Source organism: Nocardia flavorosea NBRC 108225, from assembly GCF_001613385.1.
In the GTDB taxonomy this organism is placed as follows: Bacteria; Actinomycetota; Actinomycetes; order Mycobacteriales; family Mycobacteriaceae; genus Nocardia; species Nocardia flavorosea.
Genome location: NZ_BDCG01000006.1, coordinates 103,274 through 119,889, shown reverse-complemented (window position 1 = coordinate 119,889; position 16,616 = coordinate 103,274). Strand labels below are relative to the sequence as shown.

Annotated in this window: 16 protein-coding genes; 8 read left to right on the top strand and 8 right to left on the bottom strand. The window is 67.9% G+C overall.

The window, feature by feature from the left end; genetic code table 11:
• The first annotated feature begins 103 nt into the window (after positions 1–103).
• Together NFL01S_RS07780 and NFL01S_RS07775 are read left to right on the top strand one after the other, a co-directional pair.
• Entirely contained in the window at positions 104–781 is a 678-nt protein-coding gene (locus tag NFL01S_RS07780; protein ID WP_062972939.1) for a TetR/AcrR family transcriptional regulator, read from the top strand.
• A 485-nt stretch (positions 782–1,266) separates the two neighbouring features.
• Positions 1,267–2,781, top strand: a complete 1,515-nt coding sequence (locus NFL01S_RS07775; RefSeq protein ID WP_062972937.1) for a sensor histidine kinase — start codon at positions 1,267–1,269, stop codon at positions 2,779–2,781.
• A 218-nt stretch (positions 2,782–2,999) separates the two neighbouring features.
• Here the strand turns inward: NFL01S_RS07775 and NFL01S_RS07770 are convergent, their stop codons facing one another.
• Positions 3,000–3,254 carry a WhiB family transcriptional regulator gene (locus NFL01S_RS07770; protein WP_033243220.1) on the bottom strand — a complete coding sequence of 85 codons (255 nt, stop codon included), beginning with the start codon at positions 3,252–3,254 and terminating at the stop codon, positions 3,000–3,002.
• Positions 3,255–3,505: 251 nt separating this feature from the next.
• Positions 3,506–4,453, bottom strand: a complete 948-nt coding sequence (locus tag NFL01S_RS07765) for a diacylglycerol/lipid kinase family protein (protein WP_062972935.1) — start codon at positions 4,451–4,453, stop codon at positions 3,506–3,508.
• Positions 4,454–4,556: 103 nt separating this feature from the next.
• Between NFL01S_RS07765 and NFL01S_RS07760 the strand changes: the two genes are divergently transcribed.
• Positions 4,557–4,973 carry a hypothetical protein gene (locus NFL01S_RS07760; RefSeq protein ID WP_062972933.1) on the top strand — a complete coding sequence of 139 codons (417 nt, stop codon included), beginning with the start codon at positions 4,557–4,559 and terminating at the stop codon, positions 4,971–4,973.
• 31 nt (positions 4,974–5,004) lie between these two features.
• On the opposite strand, the gene NFL01S_RS07755 is transcribed toward NFL01S_RS07760, so the two are convergent.
• The 5 genes from NFL01S_RS07755 to NFL01S_RS07735 all read right to left on the bottom strand — a co-directional run bounded on the left by NFL01S_RS07755 (position 5,005) and on the right by NFL01S_RS07735 (position 10,207).
• Entirely contained in the window at positions 5,005–5,490 is a 486-nt protein-coding gene (locus tag NFL01S_RS07755; RefSeq protein WP_062973028.1) for a GNAT family N-acetyltransferase, read from the bottom strand.
• A 261-nt stretch (positions 5,491–5,751) separates the two neighbouring features.
• The gene (locus NFL01S_RS07750; protein ID WP_062973026.1) at positions 5,752–6,351 is read right to left on the bottom strand and encodes an acid phosphatase; all 600 of its coding nucleotides are present in this window, start codon (positions 6,349–6,351) and stop codon (positions 5,752–5,754) included.
• Between the two features lie 141 nt (positions 6,352–6,492).
• Complete coding sequence (locus NFL01S_RS07745) at positions 6,493–6,999, bottom strand: nitroreductase/quinone reductase family protein (protein WP_062973024.1); 507 nt, start codon at positions 6,997–6,999, stop codon at positions 6,493–6,495.
• A gap of 37 nt (positions 7,000–7,036) precedes the next feature.
• Positions 7,037–8,323 carry an Rv3212 family protein gene (locus NFL01S_RS07740; protein WP_063915884.1) on the bottom strand — a complete coding sequence of 429 codons (1,287 nt, stop codon included), beginning with the start codon at positions 8,321–8,323 and terminating at the stop codon, positions 7,037–7,039.
• Positions 8,324–8,455: 132 nt separating this feature from the next.
• Positions 8,456–10,207 (bottom strand): DEAD/DEAH box helicase, encoded by a 1,752-nt coding sequence (locus tag NFL01S_RS07735; RefSeq protein WP_157116362.1) that lies wholly within the window; start codon positions 10,205–10,207, stop codon positions 8,456–8,458.
• 886 nt (positions 10,208–11,093) lie between these two features.
• Here NFL01S_RS07735 and NFL01S_RS07730 point away from each other — a divergent pair.
• The 3 genes from NFL01S_RS07730 (at position 11,094) to NFL01S_RS07720 (ending at position 13,398) form a co-directional block, all read left to right on the top strand.
• Positions 11,094–12,230, top strand: coding sequence for an alpha/beta fold hydrolase (locus NFL01S_RS07730; RefSeq protein ID WP_371851789.1), 1,137 nt, complete (start codon positions 11,094–11,096; stop codon positions 12,228–12,230).
• 41 nt (positions 12,231–12,271) lie between these two features.
• Positions 12,272–12,973 carry a ferritin-like fold-containing protein gene (locus tag NFL01S_RS07725; protein WP_062973021.1) on the top strand — a complete coding sequence of 234 codons (702 nt, stop codon included), beginning with the start codon at positions 12,272–12,274 and terminating at the stop codon, positions 12,971–12,973.
• A 197-nt stretch (positions 12,974–13,170) separates the two neighbouring features.
• Positions 13,171–13,398: a DUF3107 domain-containing protein gene (locus NFL01S_RS07720; protein ID WP_062972931.1), complete on the top strand. Its 228-nt coding sequence runs from the start codon at positions 13,171–13,173 to the stop codon at positions 13,396–13,398.
• Between the two features lie 62 nt (positions 13,399–13,460).
• Here NFL01S_RS07720 and fasR read toward each other — a convergent pair whose 3' ends face one another.
• A complete protein-coding gene (fasR, locus tag NFL01S_RS07715; RefSeq protein ID WP_062972929.1) occupies positions 13,461–14,117 on the bottom strand; it encodes an HTH-type transcriptional activator FasR in 657 nt (218 codons plus the stop codon).
• A gap of 160 nt (positions 14,118–14,277) precedes the next feature.
• On the opposite strand from fasR, the gene NFL01S_RS07710 reads away from it, so the two are divergent.
• On the top strand, positions 14,278–15,342 hold the full coding sequence (locus tag NFL01S_RS07710) for a DUF3152 domain-containing protein (protein WP_174555660.1): 1,065 nt from the start codon (positions 14,278–14,280) through the stop codon (positions 15,340–15,342).
• Between the two features lie 70 nt (positions 15,343–15,412).
• Positions 15,413–16,594 (top strand): adenylyltransferase/sulfurtransferase MoeZ, encoded by a 1,182-nt coding sequence (gene moeZ / locus NFL01S_RS07705; RefSeq protein ID WP_062972927.1) that lies wholly within the window; start codon positions 15,413–15,415, stop codon positions 16,592–16,594.
• Positions 16,595–16,616 lie beyond the last annotated feature (22 nt).

Sequence of the window (16,616 nt, the reverse complement as noted above, 5' to 3'; positions counted from 1 at the left end):
TCGCACGCTCCGTTCGTCGCTCCGGCCGCCGGAGGAACCGTAGGCGATAAACTTGCGTGCACGCAAGTTGGCGTGCACGCAAGTTTTATGCCACGCTGCTTACGTGACAACGGGGCATGACGGGCTGCGCGAACGGAAGAAACAGGCCACACGTGAGGCGTTGCGCGGGGCGGCACTACGGCTGGCGCTCGAACACGGGTCCGGCAACGTCCGTGTGGAGGACATCGCCGCTGCGGCAGGCGTTTCACCGCGGACCTACAACAACTACTTCTCCAGTCGCGAACAGGCGATCGTCGCCGCCGTCACCGCCGAGCGGGAGACCTCGGTGGCCGCAGCCGTGGCGGCGCAACCGGCCGGAGTGCGCCTTGCCGAGGCCGTCATCGAATCGATCGTCGACCGATACACCGACGCGGGGGAACCCACGCGCGACGGCGTGCTTCTGATCACCACTCACCCGGGGTTGCGGGAGACCTTCCTCGCCGGCACCTCCGTGATCGAGCACCCGCTCGCAGAGGTGATCGCGGCTCGACTCGGTGCGAGCGGTGGACCGACGGCTCGTGTCTTGGCGGCAAGTGTGGCTGCCGCCCTCCGCGTCGGCCTTGAACGATGGCTACAACCCCCCGCGGTTCCGTCGGCAGGGACGGGTCTGGTCACCCCGGCCGGACCACTTGCCGACGTTCTCCGCACCGCCCTGGCTCCCCTGGAACCGGCCTTCGACGCGGCCGAACGATCCCATCCCGTCTCCGAATCGGCCCCCGCTGCCGCGAACAGCCGGCCATAGGACTTCGAGCTCGCGTGCCGGGCTGTCGCGGCTTCTGCTCACCCGCGCCACCGCAGACGGGGGAGCGGCTCGCGGTTGCTCGCGCGGCGCGGTCCGGCTGCGCCGCCGCGACCATGACCGTCCAGTTCCTCGTCACTGCCGGGGTGCCGACCCCGGAGAAACGGCTGCGCCCGGTGGTCCGGGGCGCTCCGGACCACCGCGGCGCGCGCAGTGGAGCAAGCGGGTGCCGCGTCCGGACCACCGGGGCGACCGGCTCTTCCGATCGATTGATGGTCCCCCTCCCACCGCACGAGCTGTCGGCTGGATCGTCGTGCATCGCGCGGGCGAAGGCACCGATGGCGACGGTGCGTAGACCCGGATGTCCGCCGCACGACCTCATGGTCCGCGACTATTCCGCCCCGCTGGACCCGGCGGCATGCGGCCGTGCCGGAGTGGATCGACGGGGGCCGCAGCGCCGTACGCGGCGGGCACGCCAGAATAGGCTCATGTCGACACTGAGTGATCTGCTGGCCGAACACACCGATCTCCCCGGGGTGGCGGTGGATCATCTGCAGCGTGTCGTCGGGGACTGGCAGTTGCTCGCCGACCTCTCGTTCGCCGATCTGCTGCTGTGGGTCGGGGCAGGGCCGGTCCAGGATGGTGCCGATATCGTGTGCGTCGCGCAGTGCCGGCCCACCACCGCGCCGACCGTCCACCTGGCGGACCTGGTCGGATCGGTAGCCCGCCGGGCGGATCATTCGCAGGTTTTCGATGCGCTGATCAGTGGCGAGATCGTGCGTACGGATACCGAGGGGGAGGCGACGGGGGTATATCACCCGTACCCGGTGCGGGCGATCCGCGAGGCGATCCCGGTGCGTTGCGGGGACGATGTGATCGCGGTACTGAGCCGCGATACCGACCGGCAGCGTTCCCGGGTGCGCAGCGGCCTGGAGATCGCCTACGTCGCGTGTGCCGATGACCTCTGCCAGATGATGGCAGACGGGACCTTCCCGACCACCGAGGACCGTGCCGCCACGCATTCCAGCCCGCGGGCCGGGGACGGGTTCATCCGCCTCGATACCGATGGCATCGTCACCTACGCCAGCCCGAACGCCCTGTCGGCGTACCACCGCATGGGTTTACAGGCCGATCTGGCGGGGCAGGATCTGGCTACCACCACCCGATCGCTGATCACGGACCCCTTCGACGCGCAGGAGGTGGTGGGCGATATCCAGGCCGCGCTTGCCGGGCGCACCGGCCGCCGGATGGAGGTCGAGGCGCGCGGGGCGACCGTACTGTTGCGCACACTGGTGCTGCGTCCGCACGGGGAGCTGGCCGGAGCCGCGGTGCTGGTGCGGGATGTCACCGAGGTCAAACGGCGTGACCGCGCGCTGCTCAGCAAGGACGCCACCATCCGGGAAATCCATCATCGGGTGAAGAACAACCTGCAGACTGTGGCGGCGTTGCTGCGGTTGCAGGCGCGGCGTACCGAGAACGAGGAGGCCCGGGTGGCGCTCACCGAATCGGTGCGACGGGTCACCTCCATCGCCTCGGTGCACGAGATGCTGTCCATGTCGGTGGACGAGGAGGTCGATCTGGACGAGGTCGTGGACCGGTTGCTGCCGATCATGGCCGATGTCGCGACCGTACACACCGCCCGGATCACCGTGCGTCGGGCGGGTTCGCTGGGAGTTTTCTCGGCCGAACGCGCCACACCGCTGGTGATGGTGCTGACCGAACTCGTGCAGAACGCCATCGAACATGCCTTCGATGGCGGCCAGAACGGGACGGTGACCATTCGCGCGGAACGTTCGGCCCGCTGGCTGGACGTGATCATCAGTGATGACGGACGCGGGCTGCCGGCCGATTTCAGCCTGGAATCGTCGGACAGTCTGGGACTACAGATCGTGCGTACGCTGGTCACCGCCGAACTGGGAGGATCCATCGGATTACACCCCGGTGCCGATGTCGGGACGGATGCGGTGCTGCGGGTGCCGCTGGGGCGCCGGGCGGCACGCTGATACCCGACGGAAACTCGCCGGTTTCAATTATGCATACGTCCGATTGCCCGTGGCTGGAAACACCGTTTATTTCTCGGGCGACTTTCCGGCAAATTATGGATTAAACAGGTCGGCGGCTCTTCATAAACTACAGCCCGGCACCAGATTCACTGGTGCCGGGCAATCCGCGACTCCCCGGGCCGGGCTGGAAATGGTCCGGTAGTCGCGTCCCCGCGTTCTCAGACAGCCGTACGAGTGCGGGTGCGCGCATTGCGACGCTTGAGCGCGCGCCGCTCGTCTTCGCTCATACCGCCCCATACACCGGCGTCCTGCCCGGAACCCAGAGCCCAGGACAGGCATTCGGCGGTAACGGGGCAGCGGGCGCAGACCAGCTTGGCATCGGCAATCTGCGCGAGCGCAGGACCACTGTTGCCCACCGGGAAAAACAGCTCAGGGTCCTCATCGCGACAGATGGCCTTATGGCGCCAGTCCATTCCTTCTGCTCCTTTGTAGGGCGCCACAGGGCGCCGATCGGTTGCTGGATCGTTCACTTGTGCGAACTGAATGTTTCCGCACGGTTGCTTGTGAATGCTTTCACGAACACCGTAGATGTCAATAGGTATCCGACGCACCGTGGGGAAGCTCACGCACTGAAGGTCTCACGAGGAGACCTGCCGCAGTCCTTTTTACTCGCCTACGCCGGTTTCCGCAGCACAAACGGGATTTATTTCCCGGATGCGCCACGTCATACCGGTCGTGGAGCGACCACATCGAGGACATCCGGCACAGCGGTGAAATCCACCACGTCGCGCCTGCCGATGAAGTCGCCGTCGATTTGCAGGCCGATCGGCTCGGCACTCGATATGCGCACCGACGGGACGTCGTCGTCGCGAAATAGCTTCCGCGACTTCGGCTCGGAGTGTGGCGACAACAGTTGTGTCGCCAGCCGAAGTGTAGGCAGTAATGCCATGGTTCGCACGGCGAACACACCGAGACCCGATTCGAACCTGGTGCCGGGATTGGTACATACCGGTGTCGCATTCAGATAGGTCCACGGACTGGTGTTGGTGACGAATGCGTAATGCACACCCGAAACGGGCTCGCGCCCCGGAACGTGCACGGTAACTTCCGGTTGCGCCCGTTTCGTGCGGAAGAACTGCGCCACGGTGGTGCGCACATAGCGCGCCGGTGTCGCCGATCGTCCTTTGGCGCGAGCCGAATCGATGGCGGCACACACCTCCGCGTCCAGACCGACCCCGGCGCTGAAACAGAACCACCGATCATCGGTGACACCCAGCCCGATACGGCGATCCCCGTCGCCGGCTTTGAGAAGGTCGATCAATTGATTGGTCGCTGCTACCGGATCCGGTTTGATATCCAGTGCGCGCGCGAACACATTGGCCGAGCCACCGGGAATGATGCCGAGCCGGGGCCGCCACGCCTGGCCGTCGTCGACCTGCGGCAGCGGTACGAAACCGTTGATCGTCTCGTTGACCGTCCCGTCGCCGCCGTGCACAACGATGAGATCCATCTCGTTCGTCGCCGCCCACTGCGCCAATTCCGCCGCATGGCCACGATGCTGGGTATGCGCGACGGTCAGCTGCGTTCGACTTTCCAAGGCGTGCGCGAGCAGGTCACGGGTCGCCGCCGTGGTAGAGGTCGCATTGGGGTTGACGATCAACAACGTCCGCATGGGTCAATTCTGGCCCGCCCGCGGCAGACGGGTCCAAATGCCTCGGACCCGGCGCCGAACATGCGCCCGCGGGCATCCGCAAAACACAACTTAAGCTGGCGGGGTGGTCGAGCGAAAAGACGTTGGTGTGCCCGGGACCGTGCGTGGCGCCGGTGGGCTGGTGACACTGGAAGGCGCCGTCGCGGTGACCGTGGCCGTGGTGCTCGTGGTGCGGGCGCTGCTGGGCCACGAAGAGGACGCGATCAGCGGTTACGGCACGGCCATGTGGTTCGGGATCCTCGGCGGCGCGGTGCTCGCCTCCGGTATCGGCCTACTGCTCGGGCAGCGCTGGGGGCGGGCCATCGCGGTGATAACCCAGCTGTTGCTGCTGCCGGTGGTGTGGTCGTTGCTGTTCGGCTCGGGGCAGCCGCTGTACGGGACCCTGCTCGGCGTAGTGGCACTGGGCGCGCTGGGCCTGCTGTTCGCTCCACCCACCTCGCGGTGGGCCGCCCAGGAGTACGGGGCCACGGACGACGAATGAGCGCCGCGGCCGGATCGTGCCCACGCGGCCGTTACCGGTGCGAGCCGGTAGTCGCGGCCAGCGCGGTCAAGGCGGGACCGCTGAGCCGGTAGCCCACCCAGTCGTCCTGGACCTGGGCACCCAAGGATTCGTAGAAGCCGATCGACGGCGTGTTCCAGGTCAGTACCGACCAGCTGACCCGGCTGTAGCCGTGCGAATACGCCTCGTGTGCGAGAGCGGCCAGCAAGGCCCGGCCCAGCCCGGTACCGCGCGCCTCCGGAGTGACATAGAGGTCCTCGAGATAGATCCCGTGGACGCCGTCCCAGGTGGAGAAGTTCAGGAACCAGATGGCGCAACCCGCGACCGTGCCGTCCACGAGTGCCACATGGGCGAAGACGGCCGGATGCGGGCCGAACAATGCGGTGTGCAGCTGCTCGGGCGTGAGCGTGCACTCGTACCGCGCCTTCTCGTATTCGGCCAGGCCGTAGACCAGGTCGACGAGTGCGGGTACATCGCCGGGTTCGGCGCGGCGGATCACCGGATCGGCAGCGTGGGACACGTAGTCTCCTTCGGTGTTGTCAGGGGTGAGGCGCGTCGGTTATCCGTCCCTGAGCGCTCGGCTGCCCGACCTCGACCGGCATCCCCGGCTCGGTCGTCGTAGCCGCGGCGAGGCCGGGGATCCTGGTCTCCAGGGGCAGGGTGCGACAGGTATCGCGGCGGTACGGTGGGCTCGGGCAGGCCGGGAGCCGGCGGTGGCGATCGGACACGGTGATCGCCGACGTCTCTTCCGGTGACCGTCTCATACGGTGCCCGATCGCAGATTGTGCGCCCACAGAGTTGGTTCGTCGCGCTCGTAGCCCAGGACACTGACCGCGGCGGTCGCCAGCGCGAACCGGCGGCCCTCCCGGACCGGGAAACCGAGCCAGCGGGCGATCAGGGCGCGGGAGAAATGCCCATGCCCCACCAGGATCACATCGCGCTCGCCGAGTGCAGCGGTCGCGGCGTTCAGTACGCGATCGGCGCGGGCGCTCACCACGCCCGCGGATTCACCACCGGGTACCGCGCCGGTCCAGATGGTCCAGCCGGGGTCGCCGGTACGGATCTGTGGGGTGGTGCGGCCTTCGTAGTCGCCGTAATCCCATTCGGCGAGGTCCGGCTCGGTCCGGGCGCCGGTCAGGCCCGCCAATTCGGCAGTCCGCTGCGCGCGGGCGCGCGGGCTCACCAGAACCATCGGATCCCGGAGACCCAGACCGGCCACGACCGGACCGGCCGCCGCGGCCTGCTGTTCACCGGCCTGGGTGAGCGGTAGGTCGGTGCGGCCGGTGTGGCGATGCTGTACCGACCAGCTGGTCTCGCCGTGCCGTAACAGGACCACACGGGCGTTCTCGGAGCCGGGCATACGCACCATGATGCCCGGCGCGCGGAATGTGTCCCGACCGGCCGAGGTCGTGGTGCCCTCTTGCTATCCGAGTCGGCGGCAGAGCCGGCCTCCGCATGCCTCGGTCCCGGGCCTACGGCGGCACGTGTACAAGGGCCTCGGTCAGCGCGAGCCGGCCAGGGTCAGAACCACCAGCGGGATGGGGCGCTCGGTGGTGGCCTGGAAATCGGCGAGCATCGGATTGTTCGCCAGCACCCAGGCGGCGAACTCGTCGTAGACCGCGCCGGTGAGGACCCGGGCCGTGGCGTGATGCACGTGATCGCCCAGTTCCACGATCACCGCCGGATCCGCCCGCACATTGTGATACCAGGACGGATACCCGTCGTCCACGAGCGAACTGATGTAGAGGGTCTCGCCTCGATACAGCGCAGCGAGCGGAACAACATGCCGCTTACCGGTCTTCGCGCCCGTTGTGGTGAGCAGCAGCAGCGTCGCATCGGCGTAGGCGCCGCCGACGCGCCCACCGTTCGCCCGGAATTCGCGGATCACGTCGGTATTCCAGACCGCCGGAGCGTCTTCGGTGCACCGGTTCCACGGTGCGCCGGGATCGTCGTAGCGGGCGGTCTCGGCCCCGGGGGCCGCATCGGTGGGGCGGGCTGCTTCTGTCATATCCGCCAGTGTGCCCGCGGGTACCGACAAAAACGTTTCACCGCAGTGGTTTTGCCGGTCGGTTCGCCTCTGCGTCGCCGGTCTCGGGGGCCTCCGGATCGGCCAGTGCGACGAGTGCTCCGTCGCGATGTTCCAGAATCGTGTTGCCCAGCACTCCGAGTGAGATCGGGCCGCCGCGATAGTCCGGCCGGTTCACCGGGATACGGGCGATCTCGGTGCCGTCGGCGGGATCGAGGGCCGCGATCGCGCCCGGTACCGGAATCAGCAGCCGGTCGGCCATCAGCACGGGGGCGCCGAGCGCGTCGGCCGCGGTCCACAGCGGATCGAAAGTACTGGCCTGCAGTGCGATCACACTGTTGCCGGTGAAAACGAGAAAGGCGGAACCCGCCCGGACCGTGGTGGTGGTTTCGTCGAGTGGTGCCGAGAGTTCCTGCACCACCAGTGGATTGCCCTTGGCATCGAATATCGTCAGGCGGGGTGCGGCCGGCTCGGGGCCGCCGGCTCCGGGCTGATAGACCGCTATCCGGTTGTCGGAGACCGCGATAACGCGCGCGTCGGGCGAATCGGCGCCGGGACCTTCCAGGATCCGCGAACCGTACTCTTCCGGCACATTGTCGTCCTTGGGCGCGGGCGCCAGCACGGTGAGCCGGCCGGCCGGATCCCCCGGGCAGCGTTCCAGTACCACCAGTCGCGACGAACTCGAGGCCGCCGATTGCAACTCGCAGTCGTGCCGTGGCTGGGTCTTCCAGTTCTCCTTGGCGTCCACGTAGCCGTATTCCAGGGTGCGGACGAGATCGGAGCGCCACACCTCCAGCCTCCGTGGCCCGTGCGCCACCACGTACGTACCGTCGACCGAAAGCCCGACCCGATCGTCCATATAGCTGCTGCGGGCGGTGCGGCGGCGGCCGTCGGTGCCGGAGAGCATGGTGGTCTCACTACAGCCGCGTTCACTGCGGTACACCGCGATCACCATGCCGAACTGTGCTTCGACGCCGCACAGCGGTAGATCGCGGGTGTAGCGCCACACCTGGTCACCGGTCCGCCGATCGTGGCCGGTCACCGTACCGCCGTCCGCGGTGACGGCCACTCCCTCGGACGTCAGTGCGCGGTCGGACGCGGTATCGGGCGCGCGCCACAGCTCGTGCAGTTCTTCGGGAAGTTCGCGGGCCGCCGAAGGGGTGCGGGCGGGCTTGCCGGCGACCACCGATTCGGTTCCGGCGACATCGCTGCTCACCCACGCCACGAGCCCCGCGATCACCACGACGACGGCGATCGCGGCAGCGGTGATGACATCGGCGCGCGTTCGCCGCTCAGGTGCGAGCACGTACGCGAGCCTAACGGATGCGGGCCGAGCGCCCGGACGGTGCTCGCGGCACCGCCCGGGCGGCGCCACGTACGAAATGACCCGGGCCGGCGGTCCGGTAACCGCCGGCCCGAGTCCTGGTCCTGTCGAGCGTCACTCCGGCGCCGAGGCACCGTTCGACATGCCGGGCGGCGCGTCCGCGGATGCCGTGCCGGCGGGCTCCGCCGCCGCCCCGGAATCGTCGCCGGCGCTCTTGTCGGCCGGTTTACGGCGCCGCCGGCGCCGTGCGGGTTTCTCGGTATCGGCGTTGGTACCGGTTTCCCCGGGCTGCTCGGCAGCCTCGCCGCCGTTCGCCTCCGCCGGTTCGGTGCCCTGGTTCGCGTCGTCCGTGGCACCCTCGCCGGTGGCGGAACGCCGCCGGCGCCGCTTGCGGCGCGCCGGACTCGCTTCCCGGTCGGCGTCGGTTTCCGCGCCGGCCGGGCCGCCGCTCGCCTCGGAAGTGGTCTCGGCATCCGTCGAATCGACTGCGCCCGTACCATTTTCGAGAGGCTTACCGCCGCGTGTGCGCCTCCGGTTGCGTTTACGCGGGGCGCGCTCCGGGCGTTCGACCACCACGGCGTCCGGATCGCGTTCCGGTTTCCGCGCGCCGACCGTGCCGGTCACACCCTCCGGGATCCCCAGATCGGAGAACAGATGCGGCGACCGCGAATATGTTTCCACCGGTTCCGGGATTCCCAGTCCGAGCGCGGCATCGATCGCCGCCCAGCGGGTGAGCTCGTCCCAGTCGATCAGGGTGACCGCCACACCGGTGCGACCGGCCCGGCCGGTGCGGCCGATGCGGTGCACATAGGTTTTCTCGTCCTCGGGACACTGATAGTTGACGACGTGGGTGACATCGTCGATATCGATACCGCGCGCGGCGACATCGGTCGCGACCAGCACGTCGATCGTGCCCTTACGGAATTTCGACAGCGCTTTTTCGCGCGCGATCTGCCCCAGATCGCCGTGCACCGCGCCGACCGCGAAACCGCGTTCGCCCAGCTCGTCGGCGACCTTCTGCGCCGTCCGCTTGGTCCGGGTGAAGATCATCGTGGCGCCGCGGCTCTCGGCCTGCAGAATCCGGGCGATCAATTCACCTTTGTCCAGCGCATGGGCCCGGTACACGAATTGTGCCGTGCGATCGTGGACCGCCGAATCGTGTGGTTCCTCGGCCCGGATATGTGTCGGCCGGGTGAGGAAAGTACGGGCCAATGTGATGATCGGACCCGGCATGGTCGCCGAGAACAGCATGGTCTGCCGTTTATCGGGCACCATGCCGAGAATACGTTCGATATCGGGCAGGAAGCCCAGATCGAGCATTTCGTCGGCTTCGTCCAGCACTAGGACGCCCACTTTTCCGAGAATCAGGTGCTGCTGATCCGCGAGGTCCAGCAATCGGCCGGGAGTTCCGACGACGACGTCCACGCCCTCGCGCAGAGCCGCGATCTGGGAATCGTAGGGGCGGCCGCCGTAAATGGAGGCCACCCGCAGCGGTCCGCGCTCGCTGCTGACGTATTTCGCCGCGTTCTCCAGGTCCTTGGTCACCTGCAGGCACAGTTCGCGCGTCGGCACGATGACCAGTGCGCGTGGGGTGCCGTCCAGCGGGGTGGTCCCGGATTCCACGGTGCTGATCCGATGCAGCAGCGGAACCCCGAATCCGAAGGTCTTACCCATCCCCGTGCGGGCCTGCCCGATGAGATCTTCGCCGGCCAGTGCCAGCGGCAGGGTGAGTTCCTGGATTGCGAAAGTACGTTCGATACCCATCTCGCCCAGGGCGCGGACGATTTCGTCCCGCACTCCCAATTCGGCAAAAGACGGTGCGGTATGTCCGGCGTCCAGCTCGGCTGTCAGCAGCGTTTCCGCCAGACCCGGTTCCGGTTCTACAGTGATCTTGCTCAGGTTCGTGCCTTCCCTCGTTATCGCGCTACACGCGCACGAGGCGTGGGGCGGACCGGTCGGCCCACGACAACCACGGATCCGCCCTGCGATATTCACCCGGGCCGCCGCCGGATGTCGGCAGGTGCCCGGATGACGGACAGCGAAGCTCGGACATCGGCGCAGCGCATCGGTGACGCGGATCTGGTGCGCGCACATTTTCCGTGGACTCCGTAGAATTCCTCGCTACCGCTCCGCCCACCCGCGGTGCGCGACTTTCGGCGCTGCCGATTCCAACGGATCGACCGAAATTCTTCGGATGTCCGTTCGCGATTGTAGCTGTGTTTATCGGCGCCGCCTCCGGCGGCGCGCCTTTTGGCCCCTGAGGTCCCGGCGTTCAGCACTCGACACTCGCGGCCGCGCCGCATCGCATCGAGCGCTGAACGCACGGCCGGGCCAAAACCTTTGAGGGCCTCGCTGAACTCGGCACTGCCGTCCGGCGCGTTTTCAGGCCATCGGGTGCTCGGTACGGCGTGATTCGCGACACATGTGCGCTCGGCCGGCTCTGACGTGTGTGGCCTGGACTGCGGAGGTTCCGCCGGCGGGCCGCGGGCGCCCTCGAAGCGCACCTCTCTGCAACCGTTGCCGGTTGGTTCGCTCGGGGTGATCAGTGGCTACCTTGCCTGGGGCAGGTGTCGGCCGAGCCCACACGAGATGAGCCCAGTGTCCCGTGCCGTTCCCGTGTTCTGCGCCTACCGTTAGACCCGCTCGGGATCTTGCCGTCGCCGGCAACTTTCACCAGCGGGTCTCCGTCGGTCTCGAACCACGCCGAGGGGGGCCGACCCCCGGCGCGCCGGCGGCGCGCCAAAATAACACAGTGAGTATCGCTGATCGAGGTATTGCCCTGGCGGATCGTGCCGTGCGCGCGGTCGATCCCGAGGGTGAGGTGACCCGGGCCGTCGAGCGGGCCGCGCGTAATGCGTGGGCGCTGACGTTCGGTGACGGCGTAGAGGGGCGACGGCCTACGCCGGCGACGGTGCTGTGGGACGAACCGCATCGGCAGTTGCGGCGGTTCGAGCCGGCGCCGGTGGCCGGCCGGGGCCGGGCGCGGCCGGCGGTTCTGCTGGTGCCGCCGTTGGCCGCGCCTGCCAGTTGTTTCGATCTGCGGCCGGGGCAGAGTGTGGCCGAGTTCCTGCTCGAGACCGGCCGGGCGCCCTATGTGATCGACTACGGCGAGATCTCCTACGCCGACCGGCGGATGGGTTTCGAGGACTGGGTGCACGACATCATTCCGGAGGCGATCCGGCGCACGGTCGCCGATCGGGACGGCGCCGGCGAGGATCCGCGGGTGGATCTCGTCGGCTGGTCACTGGGCGGCACGATGGCCCTGCTGGCTGCCGCTGCCGATACCGGGTTGCCGATCCGGTCGATCACCGCGATCGGGTCGCCACTGGACTACAACGCGATGCCGGGTACCCCGCAGCTGGCCGCGCTGGCCCGGCGTACCGGGACCGGTGCCGCGGTGGGGGCGGCATTGGGCGCAATGGGTGGTGTTCCGGCGCCGCTGACCCGGCTCGCCTACCGCATCACCGCATGGGACCGGGAGGTCAAGCGGCCCTGGTTCGTGGCCGGGAATCTGGCTCGTACCGAATCGCTGGCCCGGATGGAGGCCGTCGATCGCTTCATGGCCGATATGCCCGGCTATCCGGGCCGGATGTATCAGCAGTTGTGGAACCGGCTCGTGCTGCGTAACGAAATCGGCCGCGGGGTGGTGAATTTCGGTACCGGGCCGATCCACCTGGCCGATATCACCGCGCCGGTACTGCTGGTGGGCGGGCCTTCGGACGTGATCACTCCGGCGCGTGCGGTGGAACGTGGATTACGCACCCTCAGCGGCGCCGAAGCCGTGCGCTACGAGACGGCACCCGGCGGGCATCTGGCGATCCTGACCGGCGCCACCGCCCGTGACACCACCTGGACCTACCTGGACAAGTTCCTCACAACACCGGCGTGACCGCGATCGCCCGGCGCCGGCAGGTACTACGCTGGAGTTCCATGGGAGCACAGTCACCCGCCGCGCTGGGTGTTACGCCGAGCGAGCCGATCGCCTCACCCGTCCCCGCCGAGCATCCCGGCGTCACCGACCTGTTCGCGGTCCTGGCCTACGGTGAGATCTCCGCCTTCTACCGGCTCACCGAGGAGGCGGCGCTATCGCCGAGCCTGCCCGGCAAGGTCGCGGTGGCGCGCATGGCGGCGGCCGAACTCGCGCATTTCGAACGTCTCGAGGCCGCGCTCACCGCACGCGGTGCCGAGGTGTACGCGGCCATGGCGCCGTTCACCCGGGCCCTGGACGACTACCACCGCTCCACCGACCCGTCGACCTGGCTGGAATCGATGGTGAAGTTTCACGTCGGCGACGGTATCGCCGCGGACTTCTACCGGGAGATCGCCGGTGCGCTGAGCCCCGATGTGGCCGCTGTGGTGCGCGATGTGCTGGCCGATACCGGGCATTCGGAATTCGTGATCGACGAGGTCCGCCGGGCAGTGGCGGCCAGCCGTTCGGAACGCGACCGGCTCACCCTGTGGGGCCGTCGCCTGCTCGGTGAGGCGATCACCCAGGCCCAGTACGTGATGGCCCAGCGCGACGAGTTGACCGAACTCGTCCTCGCGGCCACGGGCGATCTCAACGGCATCGCCACCCTCTTCGATCGCATGCAGACCGCCCACTCCGAACGTATGGCAGTCCTCGGTCTTTAGTCCGGCCCGGTACGGCCGCTGAGAAGCGGCGTGCTCGCTGCTCCGGATGCGCAGATCCCGGTAGGAGCCGGAATCTGCGGACCGGGACGCCGATCGAGCCTGTTCGCTGAGGGCGCACCCGGGTATCTGCCACGGTGCGACAGGGCTCAACTAACCTTGCGGGGACAGCACAGAACTCTAAGGTTCGGAGGTTGGCCGTGGAGGTCAAGATCGGTATTTCGGATAGCCCGCGCGAGCTCGTCATCCCCAGCGCACAGACCCCGGACGAGGTCGAGGCGCTGGTATCCGAAGCGCTGGGCGCCTCGGGCGGGGTCCTCACGCTGGCCGACGAGAAGGGCCGGAAGTACCTGATCCAGGCCGGCAAGATCGCCTACGTGGAGATCGGCGCGGCCACCGGCGGCCGGGTGGGTTTCGCCGCCGTCTGAGGTCGGCGCCCCGTAACATTGCCGAAGCCCCCGCCCGATCCGGGCGGGGGCTTCGGCATGTTTCAGACCAGCGGGTGCAGCGGGACGTGTTTGAGACCGCCCCAGGCCAGCGCGACCGTGGTGTCGACGGCCTCGTCCTTCGGGATCGGCCGATCGGCTTCCAGCCAGTACCGGGCGGTGAACTGGCTGGCTCCCACCAGACCCACGGCGAGGATGCGCGCTCGGTAGGGATCCAGGCCCGAATCGTGGGCCACCAGGTCGTACACCGCGTCGACACACGCTTCGGTGGCCTGCTCCACCCGGCGCTGCACCTGCGGCTCGTTGGTGAGGTCGGATTCGAAGACGAGGCGGAAACCCTGCATCTCGTTGTCGACGAAATCGAAATAGGCGGCGACGGCCGCCCGGACCCGCTGTTTGTTGTCGGTGGTGGAGCGCAGCGCCTGGCGCACGCTCGATACCAGCATGTCGACGTAGTTCTGCAGGACCGCCAGGTACAGCTCGAGTTTGCTGGTGAAGTGCTGGTAGAGCACCGGCTTGCTGACTCCCGCGCACTGGGAGATCTCGTCCATTCCGGCGGCATGGTAGCCGCGGAGTACGAAGACCTCGCTGGCTGCGGCCAGGAGCTGCTGGCGTCGTTCGTCACGTGGAAGCCGGGTGCCACGTTTGGGGGCGGTGCCGGAAGAGGAGCGCGACGTCATCCGGTCCACGAGGTCGGTCATATTCGGATCTCCCAGTCGATTCCCCGGCAAAGGGGTGTGTACCGGGTCTTTTGAGCACCATACTCGCTCACAGTGCTGTTGCCGACCCGGGTGGGCGAACCCGGTACCCCGGCCACCGCAGTTGCCGCCGGTCCGGACCGCCTGTGAGAGTGTGGACGCTGTGACCGACCGACCGGACAGCTCTTCCGGCGGCGGGCGCAGCGCGCACCGCCCCCACGATCCAGACCTCGCCGCCAACGACGCGACGACGACCGGGGCCGGGTCCGCGGTCGAGCGGGTGGACGAATCCCGGCAGCCGCTGGTCGCACGCTGGGATCCCACCGCGACCCCGCCGCCTGCCGATTCCGGGCCGGCCGGTGGGAAACGGGCCTGGTTGCGCCGTTTCGCCGCACGCTACGGCTGGCGTGCGTACGCACTCCCGGCGTTGGTGGCCCTCACCGCTTTCGTAGCGGTCGACGCCATCCGGTCCGGGCCGGGGATCATTGCCGAACCGGCCGATCCGGCGCCGGGTGTACTCGGAACACCGCCGGCCAGTGCGGGGATCATCGGTGCCCCACCGGGCGACGGGCATTTTCCCGAGGATCTGCCCGTCGGAGCCCTGCCGGCCGGTGGACCGTTCACCGAGGACGGTAAGGGCACCTGGCGAGTTGTGCCGGGGACATCCGAACGGGCCGGGGCGGGGGAGCAGTACACCTTCAGCTACACCGTAGAAATCGAGAACGGTATCGATACCCGGGCGTTCGGCGGCGACGATTCGGTGGCCCGGATGGTCGAATCGACTCTGGGCAACCCGAAGAGCTGGGTGCACGATCGCAAGTTCGCCTTCCGGCGGATCGACCGCGGCGACCCGGATTTCCGTATTTCGCTCACCGCCCGCAACACCACCCGCGAGGCTTGCGGCTTCGAGATCCCGATCGACTCGTCCTGCTACAACTCCGACCAGGGGCGGGTGGTGCTGTCGGAGGCCCGCTGGGTCCGGGGCGCACCGGCGTTCGACGGGGATATCGGTTCCTACCGGCAGTACCTGGTCAACCACGAGGTGGGGCATGCCATCGGGTACCACGCGCATCAGCCGTGTGAAAGCGAAGGCGGGCTGGCGCCGGTGATGATGCAGCAGACCTTCGGTACGGCGAACGACGAGATCGCCGCGCTCGACCCGTCCGGGGTTGTGCCGATGGACGGGAAGACCTGCCGTTTCAACCCGTGGCCTTATCCACGCGGCTGATCGGGAAGAATGCTCGGTGGGCCCGCGTTGTAACCGGAACCCGGCTATTCGATACGAGGAGTTCGCAGACGTGTCATCACCGAAGTCCCTGCCCCCACTTGTGGAGCCTGCGGCGGAACTGACCAGGGACGAGGTCGCCCGGTACAGCCGCCACCTGATCATTCCCGATCTGGGGATGGACGGGCAGAAGCGGCTGAAGAACGCGAAGGTGCTCGTGATCGGCGCGGGCGGCCTGGGTTCACCGGCGCTGCTGTATCTGGCCGCCGCCGGGGTGGGCACCATGGGCATCGTCGAGTTCGACGAGGTGGATGCCTCGAACCTGCAACGGCAGGTGATCCACGGGGAATCCGATATCGGCCGGCCCAAGGCCGACAGCGCCCGCGATTCGATTCTGGAGATCAACTCCAATATCGACGTGCGGCTGCACAAGCTCCGGCTGGAGCCGGAGAACGCGGTGGAACTGTTCTCCGAATACGACTTGATCCTCGACGGCACCGATAACTTCGCCACCCGGTATCTCGTCAACGACGCCGCCGTACTGGCCGGCAAGCCCTATGTCTGGGGTTCGATCTACCGGTTCGAGGGCCAGGTTTCGGTGTTCTGGGAGGACGCACCCGACGGCCGCGGGATCAATTATCGCGACCTCTACCCGGAGGCCCCGCCGCCCGGGATGGTGCCGTCCTGCGCCGAGGGCGGTGTACTCGGGGTGCTGTGCGCATCCATCGGTTCGATCATGGTGACCGAGGCGATCAAACTCATCACCGGTATCGGCGAACCGCTGCTGGGCCGGCTCATGGTGTACGACGCCCTCGATATGAGCTACCGGACGATCAAACTGCGCCGCGATCCCGCGCGTGAGCCGATCACCGAACTGATCGACTACGACGCGTTCTGCGGTGTGGTGTCGGAAGAGGGCCAGGCCGCGGCGGCCGGTTCGACCGTAACCGCGCGTGAGCTCAAGGATATGCTCGCCGCCGGTGAAGTGGAGCTGATCGATGTCCGCGAACCCGTGGAGTGGGACATCGTGCATATCGAGGGTGCGACGCTGATCCCGAAGGACCGCATTCTTTCCGGTGAGGCGCTGTCGGAATTGCCGCAGAACCGAAAGATCGTGCTGCACTGCAAGACCGGGATCCGGTCGGCCGAGGCGCTCGCCGCGCTCAAACGCGCCGGTTTCGCCGACGCGACCCACCTCCAGGGCGGCGTGATCGCCTGGGCGCATCAGGTGGATCCCTCGCTGCCGGTGTACTGATAGCCGTAAGCCGATGTGCCGG

Coding starts and splice junctions, on each gene's coding strand:
- NFL01S_RS07775 (WP_062972937.1), top strand. CDS start 1,267: ATGTCGACACTGAGTGATCTGCTGGCCGAACACACCGATCTCCCCGGG.
- NFL01S_RS07770 (WP_033243220.1), bottom strand. CDS start 3,254: ATGGACTGGCGCCATAAGGCCATCTGTCGCGATGAGGACCCTGAGCTG.
- NFL01S_RS07765 (WP_062972935.1), bottom strand. CDS start 4,453: ATGCGGACGTTGTTGATCGTCAACCCCAATGCGACCTCTACCACGGCG.
- NFL01S_RS07750 (WP_062973026.1), bottom strand. CDS start 6,351: ATGCCCGGCTCCGAGAACGCCCGTGTGGTCCTGTTACGGCACGGCGAG.
- NFL01S_RS07745 (WP_062973024.1), bottom strand. CDS start 6,999: ATGACAGAAGCAGCCCGCCCCACCGATGCGGCCCCCGGGGCCGAGACC.
- NFL01S_RS07725 (WP_062973021.1), top strand. CDS start 12,272: ATGGGAGCACAGTCACCCGCCGCGCTGGGTGTTACGCCGAGCGAGCCG.
- fasR (WP_062972929.1), bottom strand. CDS start 14,117: ATGACCGACCTCGTGGACCGGATGACGTCGCGCTCCTCTTCCGGCACC.